At 70.1% G+C, this 20710-nt stretch carries 18 protein-coding genes and 1 pseudogene; 15 read left to right on the top strand and 4 right to left on the bottom strand.

The window, feature by feature from the left end; all coding sequences use genetic code 11:
* Positions 1-40 precede the first annotated feature (40 nt).
* From A5673_RS21375 to A5673_RS21350, 6 genes are all read left to right on the top strand, one after another.
* Positions 41-1039, top strand: a complete 999-nt coding sequence (locus A5673_RS21375) for a YafY family protein (RefSeq protein WP_068237081.1) — start codon at positions 41-43, stop codon at positions 1037-1039.
* A complete protein-coding gene (locus A5673_RS21370) occupies positions 1039-2010 on the top strand; it encodes a YafY family protein (RefSeq protein ID WP_068237077.1) in 972 nt (323 codons plus the stop codon). The genes A5673_RS21375 and A5673_RS21370 overlap by 1 nt, the downstream gene beginning before the upstream one ends.
* 50 nt (positions 2011-2060) lie before the next feature.
* On the top strand, positions 2061-2315 hold the full coding sequence (gene tatA, locus A5673_RS21365; RefSeq protein ID WP_068237075.1) for a Sec-independent protein translocase subunit TatA: 255 nt from the start codon (positions 2061-2063) through the stop codon (positions 2313-2315).
* Between the two features lie 39 nt (positions 2316-2354).
* Entirely contained in the window at positions 2355-3311 is a 957-nt protein-coding gene (tatC, locus tag A5673_RS21360; RefSeq protein ID WP_156748454.1) for a twin-arginine translocase subunit TatC, read from the top strand.
* 96 nt (positions 3312-3407) lie between these two features.
* Positions 3408-6161 carry an RNA helicase gene (locus A5673_RS21355; RefSeq protein ID WP_197518445.1) on the top strand — a complete coding sequence of 918 codons (2754 nt, stop codon included), beginning with the start codon at positions 3408-3410 and terminating at the stop codon, positions 6159-6161.
* Between the two features lie 64 nt (positions 6162-6225).
* The gene (locus tag A5673_RS21350; RefSeq protein ID WP_068237069.1) at positions 6226-7020 is read left to right on the top strand and encodes a DUF4333 domain-containing protein; all 795 of its coding nucleotides are present in this window, start codon (positions 6226-6228) and stop codon (positions 7018-7020) included.
* Between the two features lie 3 nt (positions 7021-7023).
* Here A5673_RS21350 and A5673_RS21345 read toward each other — a convergent pair whose 3' ends face one another.
* Entirely contained in the window at positions 7024-7980 is a 957-nt protein-coding gene (locus A5673_RS21345; RefSeq protein WP_068237066.1) for a 5'-3' exonuclease, read from the bottom strand.
* A 105-nt stretch (positions 7981-8085) separates the two neighbouring features.
* On the opposite strand from A5673_RS21345, the gene A5673_RS21340 reads away from it, so the two are divergent.
* The 4 genes from A5673_RS21340 (at position 8086) to A5673_RS28610 (ending at position 14384) form a co-directional block, all read left to right on the top strand.
* Positions 8086-9213, top strand: coding sequence for a Xaa-Pro peptidase family protein (locus A5673_RS21340; protein WP_068237063.1), 1128 nt, complete (start codon positions 8086-8088; stop codon positions 9211-9213).
* 5 nt (positions 9214-9218) lie between these two features.
* The gene (locus tag A5673_RS21335; protein ID WP_231971405.1) at positions 9219-11525 is read left to right on the top strand and encodes an alpha/beta hydrolase-fold protein; all 2307 of its coding nucleotides are present in this window, start codon (positions 9219-9221) and stop codon (positions 11523-11525) included.
* Positions 11526-11658: 133 nt separating this feature from the next.
* Positions 11659-14130, top strand: a complete 2472-nt coding sequence (locus tag A5673_RS21330) for an ADP-ribosyltransferase (protein WP_068237059.1) — start codon at positions 11659-11661, stop codon at positions 14128-14130.
* Between the two features lie 38 nt (positions 14131-14168).
* Positions 14169-14384 carry a hypothetical protein gene (locus A5673_RS28610; RefSeq protein ID WP_082958876.1) on the top strand — a complete coding sequence of 72 codons (216 nt, stop codon included), beginning with the start codon at positions 14169-14171 and terminating at the stop codon, positions 14382-14384.
* Between the two features lie 29 nt (positions 14385-14413).
* On the opposite strand, the gene A5673_RS21325 is transcribed toward A5673_RS28610, so the two are convergent.
* Positions 14414-14824 (bottom strand): F420-dependent biliverdin reductase, encoded by a 411-nt coding sequence (locus A5673_RS21325; RefSeq protein ID WP_066913250.1) that lies wholly within the window; start codon positions 14822-14824, stop codon positions 14414-14416.
* A 35-nt stretch (positions 14825-14859) separates the two neighbouring features.
* On the opposite strand from A5673_RS21325, the gene A5673_RS21320 reads away from it, so the two are divergent.
* The 4 genes from A5673_RS21320 to A5673_RS21305 are packed head-to-tail and all read left to right on the top strand — an operon-like array spanning position 14860 to position 18246.
* The gene (locus tag A5673_RS21320) at positions 14860-15609 is read left to right on the top strand and encodes an SDR family NAD(P)-dependent oxidoreductase (protein ID WP_068237056.1); all 750 of its coding nucleotides are present in this window, start codon (positions 14860-14862) and stop codon (positions 15607-15609) included.
* Positions 15606-16772 (top strand): bifunctional cobalt-precorrin-7 (C(5))-methyltransferase/cobalt-precorrin-6B (C(15))-methyltransferase, encoded by a 1167-nt coding sequence (locus A5673_RS21315; RefSeq protein WP_068237053.1) that lies wholly within the window; start codon positions 15606-15608, stop codon positions 16770-16772. Before A5673_RS21320 ends, A5673_RS21315 begins: the two co-directional genes overlap by 4 nt.
* Positions 16769-17521, top strand: coding sequence for a precorrin-4 C(11)-methyltransferase (gene cobM / locus A5673_RS21310; protein WP_068237111.1), 753 nt, complete (start codon positions 16769-16771; stop codon positions 17519-17521). Before A5673_RS21315 ends, cobM begins: the two co-directional genes overlap by 4 nt.
* Positions 17521-18246, top strand: a complete 726-nt coding sequence (locus A5673_RS21305) for a cobalt-precorrin-6A reductase (RefSeq protein ID WP_068237049.1) — start codon at positions 17521-17523, stop codon at positions 18244-18246. Before cobM ends, A5673_RS21305 begins: the two co-directional genes overlap by 1 nt.
* Here the strand turns inward: A5673_RS21305 and sigC are convergent.
* Positions 18243-18797, bottom strand: coding sequence for an RNA polymerase sigma factor SigC (gene sigC, locus A5673_RS30150; RefSeq protein ID WP_231971411.1), 555 nt, complete (start codon positions 18795-18797; stop codon positions 18243-18245). The genes A5673_RS21305 and sigC overlap by 4 nt on opposite strands.
* Positions 18798-18980: 183 nt before the next feature.
* Positions 18981-19598, bottom strand: a pseudogene (locus A5673_RS30145) (DUF2275 domain-containing protein); the annotation flags it as partial.
* A gap of 156 nt (positions 19599-19754) precedes the next feature.
* Between A5673_RS30145 and A5673_RS28605 the strand changes: the two are divergent.
* Positions 19755-20710: PPE family protein (locus A5673_RS28605; RefSeq protein ID WP_156748451.1), on the top strand; the 956-nt coding region annotated here is incomplete at its 3' end.

Here is a 20710-nt window from a genome sequence, read left to right as displayed (position 1 = left end):
CGCAAGCGCCCGACGAGACCCATCGAATAACCTGGTACGAATGGCGATCTCGAAAGTCGAGCGGTTGGTCAACCTCGTCATCGCTCTGCTGTCCACCCGCGGCTACATCACCGCCGAAAAGATCAGGTCCAGCGTCGCCGGCTACTCCGACAGCCCGAGCGCCGAGGCGTTCTCGCGGATGTTCGAGCGCGACAAGAACGAATTGCGCGACCTCGGCATCCCCCTCGAGGTCGGCCGGGTGTCGGTCACGGACCCCACCGAGGGCTACCGGATCAACCGCGACGCCTACGCGCTGCCGCCGGTGGGGCTGACCCCGGACGAGGCGGCCGCGGTGGCCGTCGCCACGCAGCTGTGGGAGTCGCCCGAGCTGATCACCGCCACGCAGGGCGCGTTGCTCAAGCTGCGCGCCGCCGGGGTGGACGTCGATCCCTTTGATAACGGGACGCCGGTCGCCATCGCGTCCCCGGCCGGGGTGCCGGGCCTGCGGGGCTCGGAGGACGTCCTCGGGATGCTGTTGTCCGCCATCGATTCCCGCCAGGCCGTGCAGTTCCCGCACCGGCCGTCGCGGGCCGAGCCCTACACGACGCGCACCGTCGAGCCCTGGGGCGTGGTCACGGAGAAGGGCCGCTGGTATCTGGTGGGCCACGACCGCGACCGCGACGCCACCCGCACCTTCCGGCTGTCCCGGATCGGCGCGGACGTCACGCCGATCGGCCCGCCCGGCGCGGTCACCGTGCCCGACGGCGTGGACCTGCGCAAGATCGTCGCCCAGACGGTCACCGAGTGGCCGGCCGGGGGACAGGCCCGGGTCTGGGTCGCCGACGGGCGGGCCACCGCCCTGCGGCGCGCCGGAAGGTCGATCGGCGCGCGGGAGCTCGCCGGCCGCGGCGGCGAGGTGATCGAAGTCGACATCGCATCCGCCGACCAGCTGGCGCGCGACATCGCCGGCTACGGGCCCGACGCCGTCGCGCTCGAGCCGCAATCCCTGCGCGAGGAGGTCGTGGCCCGGCTGCGGTCGCACGTGGAAGCGGGCCTTTGATGACCCCCGTATCCACCCGGCTGATCCGGCTGCTCAACATGGTGCCGTACTTCCAGGCCAACCCGAAGGTCACCCGGGCCAAGGCCGCCGCCGACCTGGGGGTGTCCGCCAAGCAGCTGGAGGAGGACCTCAACCAGCTGTGGATGTGCGGCCTGCCCGGCTACTACCCGGGTGACCTCATCGATTTCGAGTTCTCCGGCGACACCATCGAGGTGACGTTCTCGGCGGGCATCGATCGGCCGCTCAAACTCACCTCGCCGGAGGCGACCGGGCTGCTGGTGGCGCTGCGGGCGCTGGCCGACATCCCGGGGGTGGTCGATCCACAGGCGGCGCGCAGCGCGATCGCGAAGATCGAGGCGGCCGCCGGCGCCGCCGGGCAAGAAATCGCGGTAGCGGCCGCCGACACGCCCGCGACCGCCGAAAGCCGCGCCGCGACCGCGGTGCGCACCGCGGTGCAGTACCGCCACGCGCTGGCCATCGACTACTACTCCGCCTCGCACGACACCCTGACCAGCAGGATCGTCGACCCGATCCGCGTCCTGTTGATCGGCGGGCAGAGCTACTTGGAGGCCTGGTCGCGGGAGGCCGAAGGCGTCCGGTTGTTCCGTTTCGACCGGATCGTCGACGCCACCGAGCTGGGCGAACCGGCCGCCGCGCCCGAACCCGCGCGGCACGCGCCGCCGGACACGTCGTTGTTCGACGGCGATCCGGCCCTGCCGTCGGCCCGCCTGTCGGTGGCGCCGGCGGCCTCGTGGATGTTCGAGTACTACCCGATGCGGGAGGTGCTCGAGCTGGCCGACGGATCGTGCGAGGCCGTCATGACGTATGCCTCCGAGGACTGGATGACGCGCCTGGTCCTGGGGTTCGGCTCGGCCGTGCGGGTGCTTGAACCCGAGTCGCTGGCCCGACGTGTACGGGATGCCGCCGCCGCGGCCCTGGAGTCCTACCAGGTGGCGGCGCGGCCCCAGTAGCAGCGGCCGTCGCTGCGGTAGCATCGGGTGGACGTCTGGAGGTAATCAAAGTGGGCAGTCTTAGTCCGTGGCACTGGGCGATCCTCGCTGTCGTAGTGATCCTGCTGTTCGGTGCCAAGAAGCTCCCCGATGCCGCGCGCTCGTTGGGCAAGTCGATGCGCATCTTCAAGTCCGAGATGCGCGAAATGCAGACCGAAGGCAAGTCTGAAGCTCCCTCGATCGAGACCCCTCAGCCGGTGCAGTCGCAGCGGGTCGACCCGCCGGCCCCCACCGAGCAGGGGCACACCGAAGCGCGCCCGGCGTAGCCGCGTCGCCGCGCGCGCCACTGACCGACCGCTGACACGGTGAAAGGTTTCAAGGTTTCAGCGCGCACCGCCGGCCTGCTGAAACGGCTCAATCCTCGCAACAGGCGCAGCCGCAGCAACCCCGACGCGACGATGTCGCTGGTCGATCACCTGACCGAGCTGCGCACCCGCCTGCTGATCTCGCTGGCCGCGATCCTGCTGACGACGATCTTCGGCTTCTTCTGGTACTCGCACTCGATCTTCGGGCTGGAAAGCCTCGGCGACTGGTTGCGCCATCCGTACTGTTCGCTGCCGCGGTCGGCGCGGGCCGAGATCAGCCCCAACGGTCAGTGCCGGCTGCTGGCCACGGCTCCGTTCGACCAGTTCATGCTGCGGCTCAAGGTCGGCATGACGGCCGGAATCGTGCTGGCCTGCCCGGTGTGGTTCTACCAGCTGTGGGCGTTCATCACGCCCGGGCTCTACCAGAAGGAGCGCCGCTTCGCGATCGCGTTCGTGGTGCCCGCCGCGGTGCTGTTCGTCGTCGGCGCGGTGCTGGCCTACTTCGTGCTGTCCAAGGCGCTGGGCTTTTTGCTGACCGTCGGCAGCGACGTGCAGGTGACCGCGCTGTCCGGGGACCGGTATTTCGGCTTCCTGATCAACCTGCTGGTGGTGTTCGGGGTCAGCTTCGAGTTCCCGCTGCTGATCGTCATGCTCAACCAGACGGGCATGCTGACCTACCAGAAGCTCAAGTCGTGGCGGCGCGGGCTGATTTTCGGCATGTTCGCCTTCGCGGCGATCTTCACGCCCGGATCCGACCCGTTCTCGATGACGGCGCTCGGGGCGGCGCTGTCGGTGCTGCTCGAGTTCGCCATCCAGATCGCCCGGCTGCACGACAGGCGCAAGGCCAAGCGCGAGGCGCAGGTCGCGATTCCCGACGACGAAGCGTCGGTCATCGAGGCGCCCGAGGCGGTACCGGAGCCGTCGTTCACCGCCGGTCAACATGACGACGTCACCTAACCCCCCTCACTTTCCTCGGCGCGAGCGTGCGTGTTTGTACGCCGACACGCCGCATTTGACGTACATCTGCGCACCCTCGCGCAATTGGGCGACCGCGTGACCGAGCCGACCGAACTGGCCGAGCTGGCTCGGTTCACCGCGGAACTGCGCTTCACGCTCGACGACTTCCAGCGGCGGGCCTGCGCGGCGCTGGAACGCGGCCACGGGGTGCTGGTGTGCGCGCCGACCGGCGCCGGCAAGACGGTGGTCGGCGAATTCGCCGTGCACTTGGCGCTGGCCTCCGGCGGCAAATGCTTTTACACCACGCCGCTGAAGGCCCTGAGCAATCAGAAGCACACCGACCTGACCGAGCGCTACGGCCGCGACCGCATCGGGCTGCTGACCGGCGACATGTCGGTGAACGGCGACGCGCCCGTCGTGGTGATGACCACCGAGGTGCTGCGCAACATGCTCTACGCGGATTCGCCTGCGCTGCAAGGGCTTTCGTACGTGGTGATGGACGAGGTGCATTTCCTGGCCGACCGGATGCGGGGACCGGTGTGGGAGGAGGTGATCCTGCACCTGCCCGACGAGGTGCGACTGGTCAGCCTCTCGGCGACGGTGAGCAACGCCGAGGAGTTCGGCGGCTGGATCCAGACCGTCCGCGGCGACACCACCGTCGTCGTCGACGAGCACCGGCCCGTCCCGCTGTGGCAACACGTCCTGGTGGGCAAGCGGCTGTTCGACCTGTTCGACTACGACAACGAAACTGACAAATCGCGCGTCGACCCGGACCTGCTGCGCCACATCGCCCATCGCCGCGAGGCGGACCGGATGTCGGACTGGCAGCCCCGCCGCGGCCGGCGCGCGGGCCCCGGGCGGCCGCGCTTCTACCGGCCGCCCGCGCGGCCGGACGTGATCGCGATCCTGGACTCCCAGGGCCTGCTGCCGGCGATCACGTTCGTGTTCTCCCGGGCCGGTTGTGACGCCGCCGTGCAGCAGTGCCTGCGGTCGCCGCTGCGGCTGACCACCGAGGAGGAGCGCGCCCAGATCGCCGAGGTGATCGACCACCGCTGCGGTGACCTCGACGACGCCGACCTGGCGGTACTCGGCTATTACGAGTGGCGGGAGGGGCTGCTGCGGGGCCTGGCGGCCCACCACGCCGGGATGCTGCCGGCGTTCCGGCACACGGTCGAGGAGCTGTTCACTGCCGGCCTGGTCAAGGCGGTGTTCGCGACCGAAACCCTGGCGCTGGGCATCAACATGCCCGCGCGCACGGTGGTGCTCGAGCGGCTGGTCAAGTTCAACGGCGAGCAGCACATGCCGCTCACGCCGGGGGAGTACACGCAGCTCACCGGCCGCGCCGGCCGCCGTGGCATCGACGTCGAGGGCCACGCGGTGGTGCTGTGGAATCCCAGCGAAGAAACCACCGAACCCGCCGCGGTGGCCGGGCTGGCCTCCACCCGCACCTTCCCGCTGCGCAGTTCGTTCGCCCCGTCGTACAACATGACCATCAACCTGGTGCAGCACATGGGTCCCGAACAGGCGCACCAGCTGCTCGAGCAGTCGTTCGCCCAGTACCAGGCCGACCGCTCCGTCGTCGGCCTGGTCCGCGGCATCGAGCGCGGCCAGCGGATGCTCGACGAGATCGCCGCCGAACTCGGCGGGCCCGACGCGCCGATCTTCGAGTACGCCCGGCTGCGCGCGCGGATTTCGGAGCTGGAGCGCGCGCAGTCCCGCGCGTCGCGGCTGCAGCGGCGGCAGGCGGCCACCGACGCGCTGGCCGCGCTGCGGCGCGGCGACATCATCACGATCACCCACGGCCGGCGCGGCGGCCTGGCGGTGGTGCTGGAGTCGGCGCGCGACAGCGCCGACCCCCGCCCGCTGGTGCTCACCGAAAACCGTTGGGCGGGAAGGATTTCGTCGGCGGACTATTCGGGCGCCACCGCGCCGGTCGGCTCGATGTCGTTGCCCAAGCGCGTCGAACACCGCCAGCCGCGGGTCCGGCGCGATCTGGCGTCGGCGCTGCTGTCGGCCGCCGCCGGGCTGGAGGTTCCGGCCAGACGCCGCAGCGATCGCGGCGACGGGGACGGCGCGCTGCACGACCCCGAGTTGGCGTCGCTGCGGGCGGAGCTGCGAAGGCATCCCGCCCACAACAGCGCGGGGCTGGAGTCCCGGATGCGGGAGGCCGAGCGCTACCTGCGCGTCGAACGCGACAACGCGCAACTGGAGAAGAAAGTGGGCGCCGCCACCAACTCGCTGGCGCGGACGTTCGACCGGATTGTCGGGCTGCTCACCGAACGCGGCTTCATCCACGGTCCGCCGACCGATCCCCGCGTCACCGACGACGGCCGGTTGCTCGCCCGCATCTACAGCGAGAGCGACCTGTTGGTCGCCGAATGCCTGCGCACCGGCGCGTGGTCGGGCTTGAAGCCGGCCGAGTTGGCCGCCGTGGTCTCCGCGGTGCTCTACGAATCCCGCGGCGGCGACGGCCCCGGCGGCGCGCTGGCGGCCGAGGTGCCCACGCAGCGGCTGCGGCAGGCGCTGCAGCAGACGTCGCGGCTGTCGACCGCGCTGCGCGCCGACGAGCACGCACACCGGATCGGCCCGAGCCGCGAACCCGACGACGGCTTCGTCAACGTCATCTACCGGTGGGCCCGCACCGGGGATCTGACCGCCGCGCTGGCCGTCGCCGACATCCAGGGCTCCGGGTCTCCGTTGTCGGCGGGGGACTTCGTGCGCTGGTGCCGCCAGGTGCTAGACCTGTTGGACCAGGTGCGCAACGCCGCACCGGATCCGGAGCTTCGCGCCGCCGCCAAGCGCGCCATCAACGACGTTCGGCGCGGCGTCGTCGCAGTTGACGCCGGGTAGGCTTGGCCCGAGCTACCGTTACAGGGCGTAACAGGGCGATACACAAGGGAACTGAGGAGAGACGATGAGCGGACCGCAGGGATCGGAGCCGGGCCACGAGTGGCAAGCCCCCGGTCAGACCGGCGATCAGTCCTCGGAGCCTACGCAGGTCGGATCGCCCTGGCAGCAACAGCCGGGCCAGGACGCGACATGGCAGGCTCCGGCCTACACGCCGGGCACGCCGGCCACGCCGCCCGCCGAGTATCCGCAGTACCAACCGCCGACCGAGCAGGCGTACCCGCAGCAGTACCCCGGTTACGGCCAACCCGGGCAGTACGGGGCGCAGCCGCCCCAGTACGGCCAGCCCGGGCAGTACGCCCAGCCGGGTCAGTACGGTCAGCCCGGGCAGTACGCCCAGCCGGGCCAGTACGGCCAGCCCGGTCAGTACGGCCAGCCCGGTCAGTACGGTCAGCCGGGCCAGTACGGCCAGCCCGGTCAATACCCGCAGCAGTACCCGCCCTACCAGCAACAGCCGGCGAAGAAGCGTTCGACGGCGCTGATCGGCGGCGTGGCCGGCGCGATCGCCCTGTTGGTGGTCGCGGTCGTCCTCGTGCTCGGCTTCTGGGAGCCCGGGTTTTTCGTCACTACCAAGCTGGACGTGAACAAGGCCCAGGCCGGTGTCCAGCAGATCCTCTCCGACGAGACCAACGGCTACGGCGCCAAGAACGTCAAAGACGTCTCCTGCAACCACGGCCAGGACCCCGTCGTCAAGAAGGGCGGCACCTTCGACTGCGACGTCAGCATCGACGGCGCCAAGAAGCACGTCACGGTGACCTTCCAGGACAACAAGGGCACCTACGAGGTCGGCCGGCCGCAGTAGCGGTCAGCCGGGCAGCGCGTCGAGGGCCTTCTGCAGTCGGGCGATGGGCGAGCCGACGCCCAGCTCGGTCGCCAGTTCGGCGGTGCGTTTCGGGTGGGCGGCCGTCAGCGGCAGCGCGTCGGTGGGCGTCGACAGCGTGATCGGCGCGTCGGTGGCTACCCGCACCACTTGTTCGGCCGCCTCGATGTAGTCCGTCGCGGCCAGCAATTTGCCCCGTAATCCCTTGGCCATCTTCGACTTTGGATCCTGTGCGGCGGCCAGGATCCGGTCCAGGGAACCGTGCTGGGCCAGCAGCGTCGCGGCCGTCTTCTCACCGACGCCGGGCACCCCGGGCAGCCCGTCGGACGGGTCGCCGCGCAGCAGCGCCAGCTCGGCGTAGGCCGCGCCGGCGCGGTCACGCGGCACGCCGTAGGTTTCGGCCACCTCGGCCGGCCCGAACAGTGTCGCCTTGGTCAGCCCGCGGCCCAGGTAGAGCACCCGGACGGGGACGGGATCGTCGGCCACCACCTGCAGCAGGTCGCGGTCGCCGCTGACCACCACGACCGGATCGGTGCGCTCCCGCGCCGCCAGCGTGCCCAGCACGTCGTCGGCCTCGAAACCCTCCGCTCCCGCCGTCGGGATCCCGAACGCATCCAGCAACTCCATGATCATGTCGACCTGGGGCGTCAGGTCGTCGGGCACTTCCTCGACGTCGGGCTCGCCGGCCGGCTCGGGTTCGGCGACCCGGTGCGCCTTGTACGACGGGATGAGGTCCACCCGGAACTGCGGCCGCCAATCGAGGTCCAGGCACACGGCCAGCCGGCCGGGCCGCTGCTGGGTGATCACGACGGCCATCGCGTCGAGGAAGCCGCGGACGGCGTTGACCGGCCTGCCGTCGGGGGCGGTGATCGACGATGGCACCCCGAAATACGAGCGGAACCACATGCTGGCGCCGTCGAGCAGCACTAGTGGCGATCGCAAGCGCGGCGCAGCCGGGCGCAGCGGGTCGCCACGCATCGAGCTGGGGGAGGGCATGCGGGTTATGCTCTCACGCCGCCGGCCGCCGGCGCGGTTAGCCTGGCTGCCATGGATTCCCACCGATTCGACCCGGGCGCGTACGCGCGCCGGCTGGCCGCGGCGGCCGCGGCGACCGCCGACGCGGGCCTGGCCGGCCTGGTGATCACCCCGGGCTACGACCTGCGCTACCTCGTCGGCTCCCGCGCGCAGACGCTCGAGCGGCTCACCGCGCTGGTGCTACCGGCCTCCGGTGACCCGACGATCGTGGTGCCCCGGCTGGAGCTGGCCGCGCTCAAGGGATCGGCCGTCGCGGAACTGGGTCTGGCCGTGCGGGATTGGGTCGACGGCGACGACCCCTACCGCCTGGTGGGCGACGCCCTGGGCGGCGGGCCCGCCGCGACGGCCGTCACCGATTCCATGCCCGCCCTGCACCTGCTGCCGCTGGCCGAGGTGCTCGGTGTGCTGCCGGTGCTGGCCACCGACGTGCTGCGAAAGCTGCGGATGGCCAAGGAGGAATGCGAGATCGACGCGCTGCGCAAGGCCGGCGCGGCCATCGACCGGGTGCACGCGCGGGTGCCGGAGTTTCTGCGCCCGGGCCGCACCGAGGCGGACGTCGCCGCCGACATCGCCGAAGCCATTGTCGCCGAAGGCCATTCGGAGGTGGCATTCATCATCGTCGGGTCCGGGCCGCACGCGGCCGACCCGCATCACGGGTATTCGGATCGCGAACTGCGGGCGGGCGACATCGTCGTCGTCGACATCGGCGGCGCATACGAGCCCGGCTACCACTCCGACTCCACCCGCACCTACAGCATCGGCGAGCCCACACCCGAAGTGGCGCAACAGTATTCGGTGCTGCAGCGCGCCCAGCGCGCGGCGCTGGAGGCCGTCCGTCCCGGCGTCACCGCCGAGCGGGTCGACGCCGCCGCCCGCGACGTGCTGGCCGAGGCCGGGCTCGCGGAGTTCTTCGTGCACCGCACCGGGCACGGCATCGGGCTGTCGGTGCACGAGGAGCCCTACATCGTCGCCGGCAACGACCTGCCGCTGGCCGCGGGCATGGCGTTCTCCATCGAGCCCGGCATCTATTTCCCCGGCCGCTGGGGCGCCCGGATCGAGGACATCGTCGTCGTCACCGAGGACGGCGCCCTGGCCGTCAACAACCGGCCGCACGAACTGATCGTGGTGCCCCTGTCCTAGCAGGGATGACGGTCCCGCCGCGTACGTTGGGCCACGTGTCGATCCTGGACCTCACGCTGCTGCCGCTGCGCATCGCGCGCCACGTCGCCGACGCGGTCCTGCACCCCGTCGCTCCCGCGCCCGCGCCGCCCGCCGAGCTGGTCGTCGTCGACGGGATGCCCGAGGGCGTGCCGCCGGCGGCGCGGCGCCCCGAACCCCGGCTGCCGGTGCCGTCGAATTGGCCGTTCGGCGAGGAGTTTCCGCGCACCTGCGGCACCGGCCGCCTCGCCGGGGGCGCCCTGTTCTGGACCGATTTCCTCTACGACGACCACGGCGCGACCGGCCTGCCCGTCGGCGATCTCAAGATTCAGGCGCCCCCGCGCGGCACCTACGTCTACCCCGACGGGCCCGCCGCCGGCAACGGCGCCGACATCTTCCGCGCCGCCATCGGGCTCACCGAGACCCACACCTGGTGGCGCGTCGACTGGAACACGCTGGTGGACGCCTCGGTGCCGATCGCGCTGTTCACCTTCGACACCGACCCCGCCCGGACCGCCGCCGCGGACTGGCCGGCCGGCGCGGGCGTGCGCTCGCAGGGCATCGACATGGCCCTGCTGGTGTCGGGGCGCGGCGCCACGTTGATCGACCTGACCACCGGGGCCACCACGCCCGTCGAACACAGCGTCGACACGCAGTCGCGGTCGTTTGTGGCGCAGGTCCCGCGCTCGCTGGTGGACCCGACCGGAACCTGGACGGTCCGGCTGGCCGCCGGGCTGGCCAACGCGGCCGGCGACGGGTTCGCCGACGTGCCCGCCGAGCACGGGGCCCTGCCCGGGCAGCCCAACGTCTACAACGTCGCGTTCCGCACCAACGAGCAGGAGCCGCCTCACCTGAACTTCTGGTCCGATGCCGCCCAGGCCGCGGCCCTGACCCACGGCGACGTGTCCGCGTTCGCGGCGACGGTGCCGTGGGCCCGGCTCGCCGCGCGCGACACCGAACCCGAGCCCGTCATCACCGGCCCGTCGACCCGCTGGTACGTGTCCTCGGTCGAACTCGGGCAGGGCGTGGCAGGGGGGCTGGCCGCCTACGACATCCTGAGCACCAAGCCGCAGTTCCTCGGCCGCGTCCAGCCCTATTCGATCTGCCTGCCGTCCGGCTACGCGCCGGGCCGCGCGCTGCCGCTGACGCTGTTGCTGCACTCGCTGTCGCTGGGCCAGAGCCAGTTCGCCGCGATCGACCCGCGCCTGCTGCACGAGGTCTGCGAGACCCGCGGCTCGGTGGTGGTCACCCCGCTGGCCCGGGGCCCGTCGACCTGGTACTTCGACACCGGAGAACTCGACGTGTGGGAGGTGTGGGCCCGGGTCGCCGAACAGTTGGGCACCGATCCCAATCGCACCGTCATCGCCGGCTATTCGATGGGCGGGTATGCGGCCTACAAGCTGGGGTTGAGCTACCCGGAGGTCTTCTCCCAGGCCGTGGTGCTGGCGGGGCCGCCGGCGTGCGGGGTGCGGCTGCTGCCCGACGTGGACATCCCCGCCGACCTCGACCCGAATTCGCCCTGCGCCCGGGAGGGTGACACCTGGAAGCTGCTGGTGAACGCCCGCTGGCTGCCGTACGTCATCGCCCACGGGTTGGTCGACGAGCTGGTGCCGTTCGCCTCGGCCGCCGAGCAGGTGCTCGAGCTCGACCGGCTGGGCTACCGCCACCGGTTCACCGTCTATCCGCTCGAGGATCACATCGCCTGGGTGCTGCAGGACAAGTTCGAGGATCCGATCTCGCACATGGGAACGGCTCTGCGCCAAGCCGATCCGGGGCACATCACGTTCGCGTGGTATCCGCAATTGGTGCGCGCCGATCTGGGCATCGGGCCGCACCAGGTGTGGTGGCTCTCGGAGCTGACCGCCGATCCGTCGGTAACGGCGCGGCGCGGGGCCGTGGCCGAGGTCGACGCGCGGTCGTACGCGCGGCCCGACCCGACGCACACGATTCGGCACCACCGCGGCGTCGTCTGGAACCTTGACCCGTCGCCCGGCCTGTACAGCGAGCTGGACTGGCAGGTGGGACGGCCCGTCGCCCCGCTGCCGTATCTGACGCTGCGCCTGACCGGGGTCGCCAGCCTCACGGTGGACGTCGCGCGAGCCGGGCTGGCCGCGCTGCCGTCGTCGACGATCACGGTGGCCACCGATACCGCCACGCGGATCACGTTGGCCGGGCTGCCCGCCGGGGTGGGCGTGCGACTTGACGGCCAGCCGGCCGGTGCGACCGTGGCCATGCCGGCCGGGCGGCACCGCGTCACGCTGCGTGGTGAGCCCCTTCTTGGTTCGCGAGCGTAACCACACCGCGCTTCTTGGTTCGCGAGCGTAACCACACCGCGAATTTCGGCCCGATTTTTCGCAGTGGCGTTACGCTCAGCGCGAGCCGAAGGTGAATAGCGACGCGCGGCGACCTGGACCAGAATTTCGCCCGATGGTTCCGTTGGTCGTTGATCCTCAGGCGCTGTTCGCCGTGGGCGGCGCCGTGATTGCCGCCGGCGATGGCCTGGCCGCGAACCTGACGGTGTTGACGGCAGGTTTTGCGGCCCACACCGGCCTGGACGCGGCCGGCGCGGTGTTCGGCCTGGCGTATCAGGACGCGGGCGAGAAGGTGCTGCAGGCGGCGGCCGCCGCCGTCAACGCGTGCCGGCAAAGCGGGGCCCTGATACAGCAGGGTGCCGCCAACTATTCGCAGGCCGAGGCGGCCTCCACACTGGGCGGCGGCGCCGGCGCGCTGCAGGCGCCACCCGCGCCCGCCAAACTCTCGGCGCCCGGACCGCCGGGGACGTGGGGCAAGGGGCAGCCGCCGCCGCTGCTGTGGGCGGTGGTGCAGTCATTCGTCGACGACGTGTGGCCCGACGGCGACGTGGCCGGTTTGCATGCGGCCGCGGCCCGTTGGCGCGGCTTCGCCGGTGCCGCGGGCGGGATGCGGAGTGCGCTGAGCGCCGCCAAGGCGTTACTGGACGCGCATCAGATCCCCGAAGGCGAAAAGATCGATGACGCGTTATCGCAAATCGGCGACTGCATGGGGAAACTCGGCGAGGCATCCGGGGGAGTGGCCCGCGCGCTCGATGACTTCGCCAACGAGGTGGACGGCGCCCAGCACCACATTCGGGATCTGCTGAACCGGCTCGGTTCACTGACCGACCTCGGGCACGACGTGATGCTGATCATCAAGGGCGACGCGCTCGATGAGATCAAGAAGATCGCCAGGGACATCAACGACGTGCTGCACGACTTGGGGCGGGAGGCCCGCGCCGCCGAGCAGGGCGTCAAGGCGGGCTTAGGGGTCGTCGACGGCTTGGTCGTCAAGTTGGAAAAGTATGTGCGCGGCGAGCTCAAGCAGTTCTTGGGTGATGCGATCGGCAACCAGGTCGCAACGGTTTTCGACGTTTTCGCCAACGCAAACGAGGGCGCGCTGAAGGGCGCCGTCGGGATGGCGCTGTCCATCGGCGATCTCGACCCGCGGTGGTTCCTCGTCGATCCGCACGGGGCGGCCGAAACCTGGACAGACATGGCGAAAGGCTTGTGGAAGGGGAGCCTGGTCAACGGCGTCCTCAACCCGCAGGAGTTCGTCGACGCGAACTGGCAGCAGCTCAAAGCCCTGCTGCACCTTGATGATTGGAGCACAGCGCGACCGGGTCTGGGCTTCGGTGAGAACGCCTTCGACGTTGCGATGTTCTTCATTCCCGGCGCCGGCGAAGCGGGCGCGGCGACGGAAGCCGGTGGGGCGGCGCTGGAAGGCGCCGAGGCCGCGGAAGCCGCCGGCGCGGCAGGGCGGGCAGGCGCCGAGGCGGCCGGTGGGCTCGCCGGTGCCCGCGGTGCCCTGGCGGATATCGCCGGAGCGGGCGGTGATCTGACCAAGAACCTGGAAGGCGTTGCCGGGAAGCTGCCCAAGATCGAGCCGCCGCCCGTCGGCGGCCGCCCGGTGGGCGTGTCGGAGCCGAAGCCATTCGACGCGCCCGTCGAGTCGGTTCCGCGCCCGCTGGGCGCGGATGTGCCGCCGGGGCGCGCGGTGTACGAGCCGCCTGCCGCTCCGGCTGCGGGTGGTCCGCATGATCCGATACCGGCGGCCGCTCACCCGCCAGCCATTCCGGCGCCAACGGCCGAACGCGTTCCGTCGACGGTGCCGCAATTGGTTGATCATTCGCCGGTTCGCGAGCTTTTAGCGCCGAGCGGAGGTCCCGTCGAACCCGCGCCCACGCCTGCGCACGTATCGCAACCGGCGCCGTCCTTCACCTCCGCGGCGCCGCATTCGCTGCCCGCGGCGGGTCACCCGCCCGAACTGCCCGCGCCCGGCGGCGGCTGGCACGGGCATGGCGACGGCGGCCATCCGAGCAGTCATCACGGCGGGGGACCCCACGACGGTAAGCCTCACGGACCCGGCGATGGTCCGGCTAACCGTGATGGCCCTGCTGATGAGGGCGAACACCCAGACCCTGGCGACAGACTGACATCGGATGATCTATCGGCACTCTCGCACTACACTGGATTTGGCTACTCAGACCTAAACGACGCGTTAAGGAGCGATGCTTTGGACGCGTCTCAGCATGCTCGCGTTGAAGCGTTAAAGAGCGCACTCAACAAGCTTCCCCCTTATGAGGGGCCGGTAGTCCGTGGTACGAATCTGCCGCCGGAGGCTCTTGCCCAATACCGCCCGGGCGAATTTATCATAGAAAAAGGTTTTATGAGCACCACGGTGAATACTGCTGTGGCGCGGTCGCCAACGTTCGCTGGGAACGTAGAATTTAGGATTCTGTCCAGCACGGGGCGAGATATTTCGTCCTTTTCGACATTCCCCGCGGAGCAAGAGATACTGTTTCCCGCTGGCACTCGATTTTATGTGGTAAGTAAGATAATGGATCCGGTAACGGGCAGGACGGTCATACGCATGGCTGAACGCTAGGCTGACGCGAGAAGGTAGGGGACGATGGGAGTTCTAAAGTGAGCAGGGAGATTGCCGGAAAGATATTTTTGACGGCTGAAGAAGCAGGCGTTACTCCGCCCACAGAAGAGGAGTTGGCGGAAATTCAAAAGCAGTTTGATGAGTTCGAAGAAAAGATAAATGCCGTGGCACCAGAAGATCGTGTTAAAGAAGTGTCACCAAAGTTCTGGGATGACATTTCAGGCACCGAGTACGACCCTCGGCGCAAAAAATAACTATTGACGTTCAGGCCTGATCTAGCCGACTACTCGCCCCGGTCCAACAAATCCGACGATCCGAGCACCCGCTCCACCTGGACTTCGATGACCACCCGCCGCGGATTCGGGCGCGGCGTCCGATAGCGCTGGGCATACCGCAACTCGGCATCACGCACGGCGTCGGCGTCGCTGTTTACCTTGGACCGGCCCTCAAGCGATAGCCACCGCGCGCCGTCGACCTGGCTGAGCACGGCCACCCCGGCGCGATCGGCGTTGACGGCCTTCTGCGAACCGCCGGTGGTGATCACGCGCGCGATGTGAGTCTTGGGGTCGAAGGTGAAACCCACCGCCACCACATGCGGGGAATTGTCGGCCCGCAGCGTGGTCAGCATGGCCAGGTGACGTTCCGACAGGAAGGCCAGCGCGTCGTCGGTCAGCCGCGTAGTGGTATTCGCCATCACCGCCCACGCTAGCGCAGGTCATAATCGCAGCCGTGGACGACACGGGCGCGGGTCCGGTACTAATCCTGGGCGGCCGCAGCGAAATCGGCGTCGAGCTCGCGCGCCGCCTGGCCCCGGGGGCGACGGTGGTGCTGGCCGCACGTAAGGCCGATCAGCTCGACGACGAGGTCGCGGCGGTCAAGGCCGCCGGGGCCGCGGCGGTGCACACCCGGGAATTCGACGCCGACGACCTGGCTTCGCACGGCCCGCTGGTCGACTCGATCGTCGCCGAACACGGACCCATCGACACCGCGGTGCTGGTCTTCGGCATCCTCGGCGACCAGGCCCGCGCCGAGGCCGACGCCGCGCACGCGGTGTCCATCGTGCGCACCGACTACGTCGACCAGGTCAGCATGCTCACCCACCTGGCCCCCGCCATGCGCACCGCCGGGCGCGGCTCGCTGATCGTGTTTTCCTCGATCGCCGGCGCGCGCGTGCGGCGCGCGAACTATGTTTACGGCTCGGCGAAGGCCGGCCTGGACGGCTTCGCCAGTGGCCTGGCCGACGCGCTGCACGGCACCGGCGTCAAACTGCTGATCGCGCGCCCAGGTTTCGTGATAGGGCGCATGACCGAGGGCATGACACCGGCGCCGCTGTCCAGCACACCCGCGCAGGTGGCCGCGGCGACCGCGCGTGCGCTGAACAAGGGCCGGCGCACCGTGTGGATCCCGTGGGCGTTGGGACCCGCGTCTTTCGTCATGCGGCTGCTCCCGCAGTTCGTCTGGCGCAGGATGCCGCGATGATCGTCGTGGTGGGCATCGGCACCGACGGAATGGCGGGCCTTGCCGAAACATCGCGCACCGAGTTACGCAGGGCCGCAGCGATTTACGGCTCAAAACGTCAGCTCGACCTGCTCGACGACACGGTGACCGCGCCCCGCCACGAATGGCCGTCACCCATGCTGCCCGCTTTGCAAGCACTCAAAGTGGACGACGAAATCCACATCGTCGCAAGCGGCGACCCGCTCCTGCACGGCATCGGCGGCACCCTGATCCGGCTCTACGGCGCCGACAACGTCAGGGTGCTGCCGCACGTCTCCTCGGTGACGCTGGCGTGCGCGCGGATGGGCTGGAGCGCCCACGACACCGAGGTCATCAGCCTGGTCACCGCCCGACCGCATACCGCGGTGCGCCGCGGCGGTCAGGCTATCGTGCTGTCGAAAAACGCCGCCACCCCCAAGGAACTGGCCGCACTACTCAACGCATCCGGACGCGGGGACTCCGAGTTCACCGTCCTCGAAAACCTCGGCGGCCCAACCGAACGCCGCCGCGACGGCACCGCGCGCCAATGGGCCGACGACGCGACTCGCGACGTCGACGACCTCAACGTCGTCGCCGTCCGCTACCTGCCCGACGAACGCAGGTCGCGATATTTCAATGATGCGTTCGCCCACGACGGGCAGATCACCAAACACGGGGTCCGAGCGGTCACCCTGGCGGCGCTGGCGGCGCGACCGGGGGAGCGACTGTGGGACGTCGGCGCGGGCTCGGGCAGCATCAGCGTCGAATGGTGCCTGAGCTGGCCGGGTTGCAGCGCGATGGCGTTCGAACGCGACGACTCTCGCCGCCGCAACATCGAATCCAACGCCGCGGCCTTCGGCGTCGCCATCGACATCCGTGGCGAGGCACCGGCAGCTTTCGACGGCGCCGAAGCGCCGTCGGCGATCTTCATCGGCGGCGGCCTGACCCAGCCCGGTTTGCTCGACGCGTGCCTCGACCACCTGCCCGCCGGGGGACGGCTGGTCGCCAACGCGGTCACCGCCGAATCGGAAGCCCTTCTGGCGCAGTCATACTCCCGCTACGGCGGCACTCTGCAGCGCTTCCAGCACTACCAGGGCGAGCCGCTCGGCGGCTTCACCGGCTGGCGCCCGCAGATGCCGGTCACGCAGTGGGCGGTGACGAGGTGACGGTCTATTTCATCGGTGCGGGCCCCGGCGCGGCCGACCTCATCACCGTCCGCGGCCAACGGCTCCTCCAGACGTGTGCAACCTGCCTCTACGCCGGTTCGATCATGCCCGACGACCTGTTGGCGCTATGCCCACCCGACGCGAAAGTCGTTGACACCGGCCCGCTGACGCTCGAGCAGATCATCACCGAAATCGCCGATGCGCACGCCGCCGGGCACGACGTGGCGCGGCTGCACTCCGGCGACCCCTCGCTGTACAGCGCGCTGGCCGAGCAGTGCCGCCGCCTCGACGCGCTGGGCATCGACTACGAGATCGTGCCGGGGGTACCGGCTTTCGCCGCCGCGGCGGCCGCGCTGAAACGTGAGCTCACCGTCCCCGGGGTGGCGCAGACCGTGACGCTGACCCGGGTGGCCACCCTGTCGACACCCATGCCGTCGGGCGAGGAGCTGAGCACGCTGGCCCTGTCCGGGGGCACCCTGGTGCTGCACCTGGCCGCCGCTCAGATGGATGCCATCGTCCCGGAACTGCTCAAGAGCCATCGCGCCGAAACCCCCGTCGCGGTAGTGGCTTTCGCGAGCTGGCCACAGCAGACGGTGCTGCGCGGCACGCTGGCCGACATCGCCGGCCAGATGCACGACGCCGGCATCACCAAGACCGCCGTGATCATCGTCGGCGACGTGCTGGCCGCCGAAGGATTCACCGACAGCTACCTGTATTCGGCCGGGCGCACCCGGGGGAGCCGGCACTGATGCGGGTGCTGTTGCTCGGCGGCACCTCGGAGGCCCGCGCGCTGGCGAAAACCCTGCACCCGCGCGTCGACATCGTCAGCTCGCTGGCCGGGCGCGTCCCCGATCCCGCCCTGCCGGTCGGCCCGGTGCGCATCGGCGGCTTCGGCGGCGTCGACGGGCTCAAGCGCTGGCTGCGCGACGAACACGTCGAGGCCGTCGTCGACGCCACCCACCCGTTCGCGGCGACCATGACGGCGCACGCCGCGCAAGCGTGCACCGAATTGCGCATCCCGCACCTGGTGTTGGCGCGCCCCGCGTGGGCGTCCGGCGACGCGATCGTCGTCGCATCGGACCTGGAAGCGGCGGAAATGGTTGCCAAACAACATTACTCACGTGTCTTTCTCACCACCGGGCGCTCGGGCGTCCAGGCCTTCGCCGACAGCGACGCGTGGTTTCTGATCCGGGCGGTCACCGCGCCGGACCCCGCGTCACTGCCGCGCCGCCACCAACTCTTGCTGTCGCGCGGCCCGTATCGCTACGACGACGAATTGGCGCTGCTGCGCGAGCACCGCATCGACGCGCTGGTCACCAAGAACAGCGGCGGCGCCATGACCCGGGCCAAGCTGGATGCAGCGGCGGCGCAAGCCATTCCGGTGGTGATGGTGGCGAGGCCGCCGCTGCCGCCCGGGGTGACCGCGGTGGCCACGGTCGACGAGGCCGCCGCATGGGTGGAAGCGCTGAATTAGCCCGTCAGGTCTTCGCGTTCCATGTCCGCCAGCAGCGCATCGCGGGCGCGGGCAACCCGAGAGCGGATCGTGCCCACCGGGCAACCGCAGACCGCGGCGGCGTCGGCGTAGGGCAGCCCCAAAAGTTGGGTGAGCAACAACGCTTCGCGCTGTTCGGTGGTGAGGTTGGCGATCAACGCGGTCACCTCGACCAGGTCTTCGAATCCGCGGGCGTGGCGGTCACCGCTGAGGAAGTGATCCGGGTCGGCGCCGGCGGCGGTGCGCGGCCGTGACTGGACGTGGCGAATGTGATCGGCCACCACCCGGCGCGCGATGGCCAGCAACCAGGTTCGCGCGCTGGACCGTCCGGAGAATCGCTCGATCGCGCCGATAGCCCGCAGGAAGGTTTCCTGAGTGAGGTCGTCGGCGGTGCCCGCGTCGGACAGGTAGGCGACGAACCGCCAGACGTCTTGCTGGGTCGCTTTGATGAAGGCCTCGAGCGCCCGCGCGTTGCCGCGCGCGGCCGCCAACGCGAGGTCGGTAACGGCCTCGTCGTCGCTTGACGCGGTCATGGCCAACCACCTTCGTTGTGCGGGCGTCGTCAGTCTACGACCGGTTGTCGTAGACACTGCGGTGGGGTACGGAACGGTGCGGTTGATCGGCCAGAGATGCCGGTGTCGCCGCCCGCCGGGTGCCTCCGACGGCAAGTCGGGATAGTCGCGGTCGTCGCCGAATGCGCGCGGCCGCCGGGTCCGCACATGTTCGCGCGACACCAGCAATGCGAATGCCAGCCCCAGCAGCAGGGGCATGTGGCTGGCGATGCGTGTGGCGGTCACCTCGCCGGCGAAGGCGTCGACGACTACGTAACTCAATAGCGCGACGCAATACACGCCGGTAATCGCGGCCACGCCGATCGCGGTGGCGGGCCACACGCCCGCGGCGATCATGGCCAGACCCAACGCGAGCAACCACGCGGTGGACTCGTGCATCAGGTGCTCGCCGGACATCGCGCCGTGCATGTGGCTCGACACCATGCCGAAATCGACGCCGCTGATCTGGGCGGCCGCGATCGCCACCTGGAACAGGCCGACACCGATCAGCCCCCAGCGCCGGTAGCGCGACCGCAGCCAGCCCATCGTGCGGTGATACGCGGGGGACTGCCGATCGAGGCTCGCCATGATCTTGTCGACCAGGTCCGGTCCCTCGCCGGGCTCGATGGCCGACAGCCGGCGCGACTGCACCGCGGCGCCGATCAGCCAGGTGCGGCAACCCCGACACGACTCCAGGTGGGCATCGACCTGCTGCGCGAGTACCTGCGGCCGCTCGCCGTCCAGCCGCGCAGAAAGCGCCTCACGCGCAACGTCACACCGCATCCCTGCATCGTTGCGCATGCTCGGTCGCCGCGCAAAGACGTCGGAAATCCGGGGGACGGAACCAAACCGTCCGGCAAACCGACCACTCAAGACAAGCCCGCCCCTGACGACGTCCACCGAAGAGGTATACGTGTTCCTGCCCGCAGGCCGCCGACGATGACCGCCCCGATCTGGATCGCCTTACCGCCCGAGGTGCACTCCACATTGCTCAGCAGCGGCCCGGGTTCCGGGCCGCTGCTCGCCGCTGCCGAGGCGTGGTCGTCGATGGGCGCTGAATATGCCGCCGCGGCAGACGAACTCATCGGGGTGCTGGGTGCGGTGCAGGGCGCGTGGGATGGCCCCAGCGCCGAACGCTATGTCGCCGCCCACGCGCCGTACCTGACTTGGTTACTCGAGAGCGCGGCGGCCAGCGCGCTCGCCGCGTCGTCGCATCGAACGGCCGCGGCCGCCTACGCCACCGCGCTGGCCACCATGCCGACGCTGGCCGAGCTCGCCGCAAACCACGCCACCCACGCGGCGCTCGTGGCAACCAATTTCTTCGGCATCAACACCATCCCCATCGCCGTCAACGAAGCCGACTACGTGCGCATGTGGCTGCAGGCCGCCGAAACCATGGCCGCCTACCAAGCCGTCACCGACTCGGCCCAGGCGGCGGTCCCGACGGCCACGCCGGCGCCGCAGATCGTCGCGACGGGCGGGGAGACCAGCGCCGCGGCGGCGGCCGGCACCACCGCGTCGTGGCAGGATCAGCTTGCGGCGCTGATCCAGCAATACACCAAAAACTTCGCGTGGCCGGTGTCGAAGGACCTCAACCCCGCCGGCTGGCCCATTCCGGCCGTCCCGTTCGCCAACGGCCTGACCTCGGCGCTGTTGCAGATCCCCGGGATGTCGCCGGCCCTGGCCAGTGCCCTCGCCTGGGCCACCTTCCACACATTGATGATCTTCTGGCCCTTCGGGACGCAGGCGATTCAGCTGGCCATCTCGCTCGCCCCGGCGCTGGTCGCCATTCCCGCCGTCGGCGCCGCCGGGGTTGCGGCGGGCGCCGCGGCAGGCATAGCGCCCACCGGCGTCGGCCGCCCGGTCGCCGGTGGCGGTGGCCACCTCCACCGGGA

It is taken from the genome of Mycobacterium sp. E3198, from assembly GCF_001667015.1.
In the GTDB taxonomy this organism is placed as follows: domain Bacteria; phylum Actinomycetota; class Actinomycetes; order Mycobacteriales; family Mycobacteriaceae; genus Mycobacterium.
The sequence above is the reverse complement of the archived record's forward strand: the minus strand, read 5'-3'. Positions and strand labels throughout refer to the sequence as shown.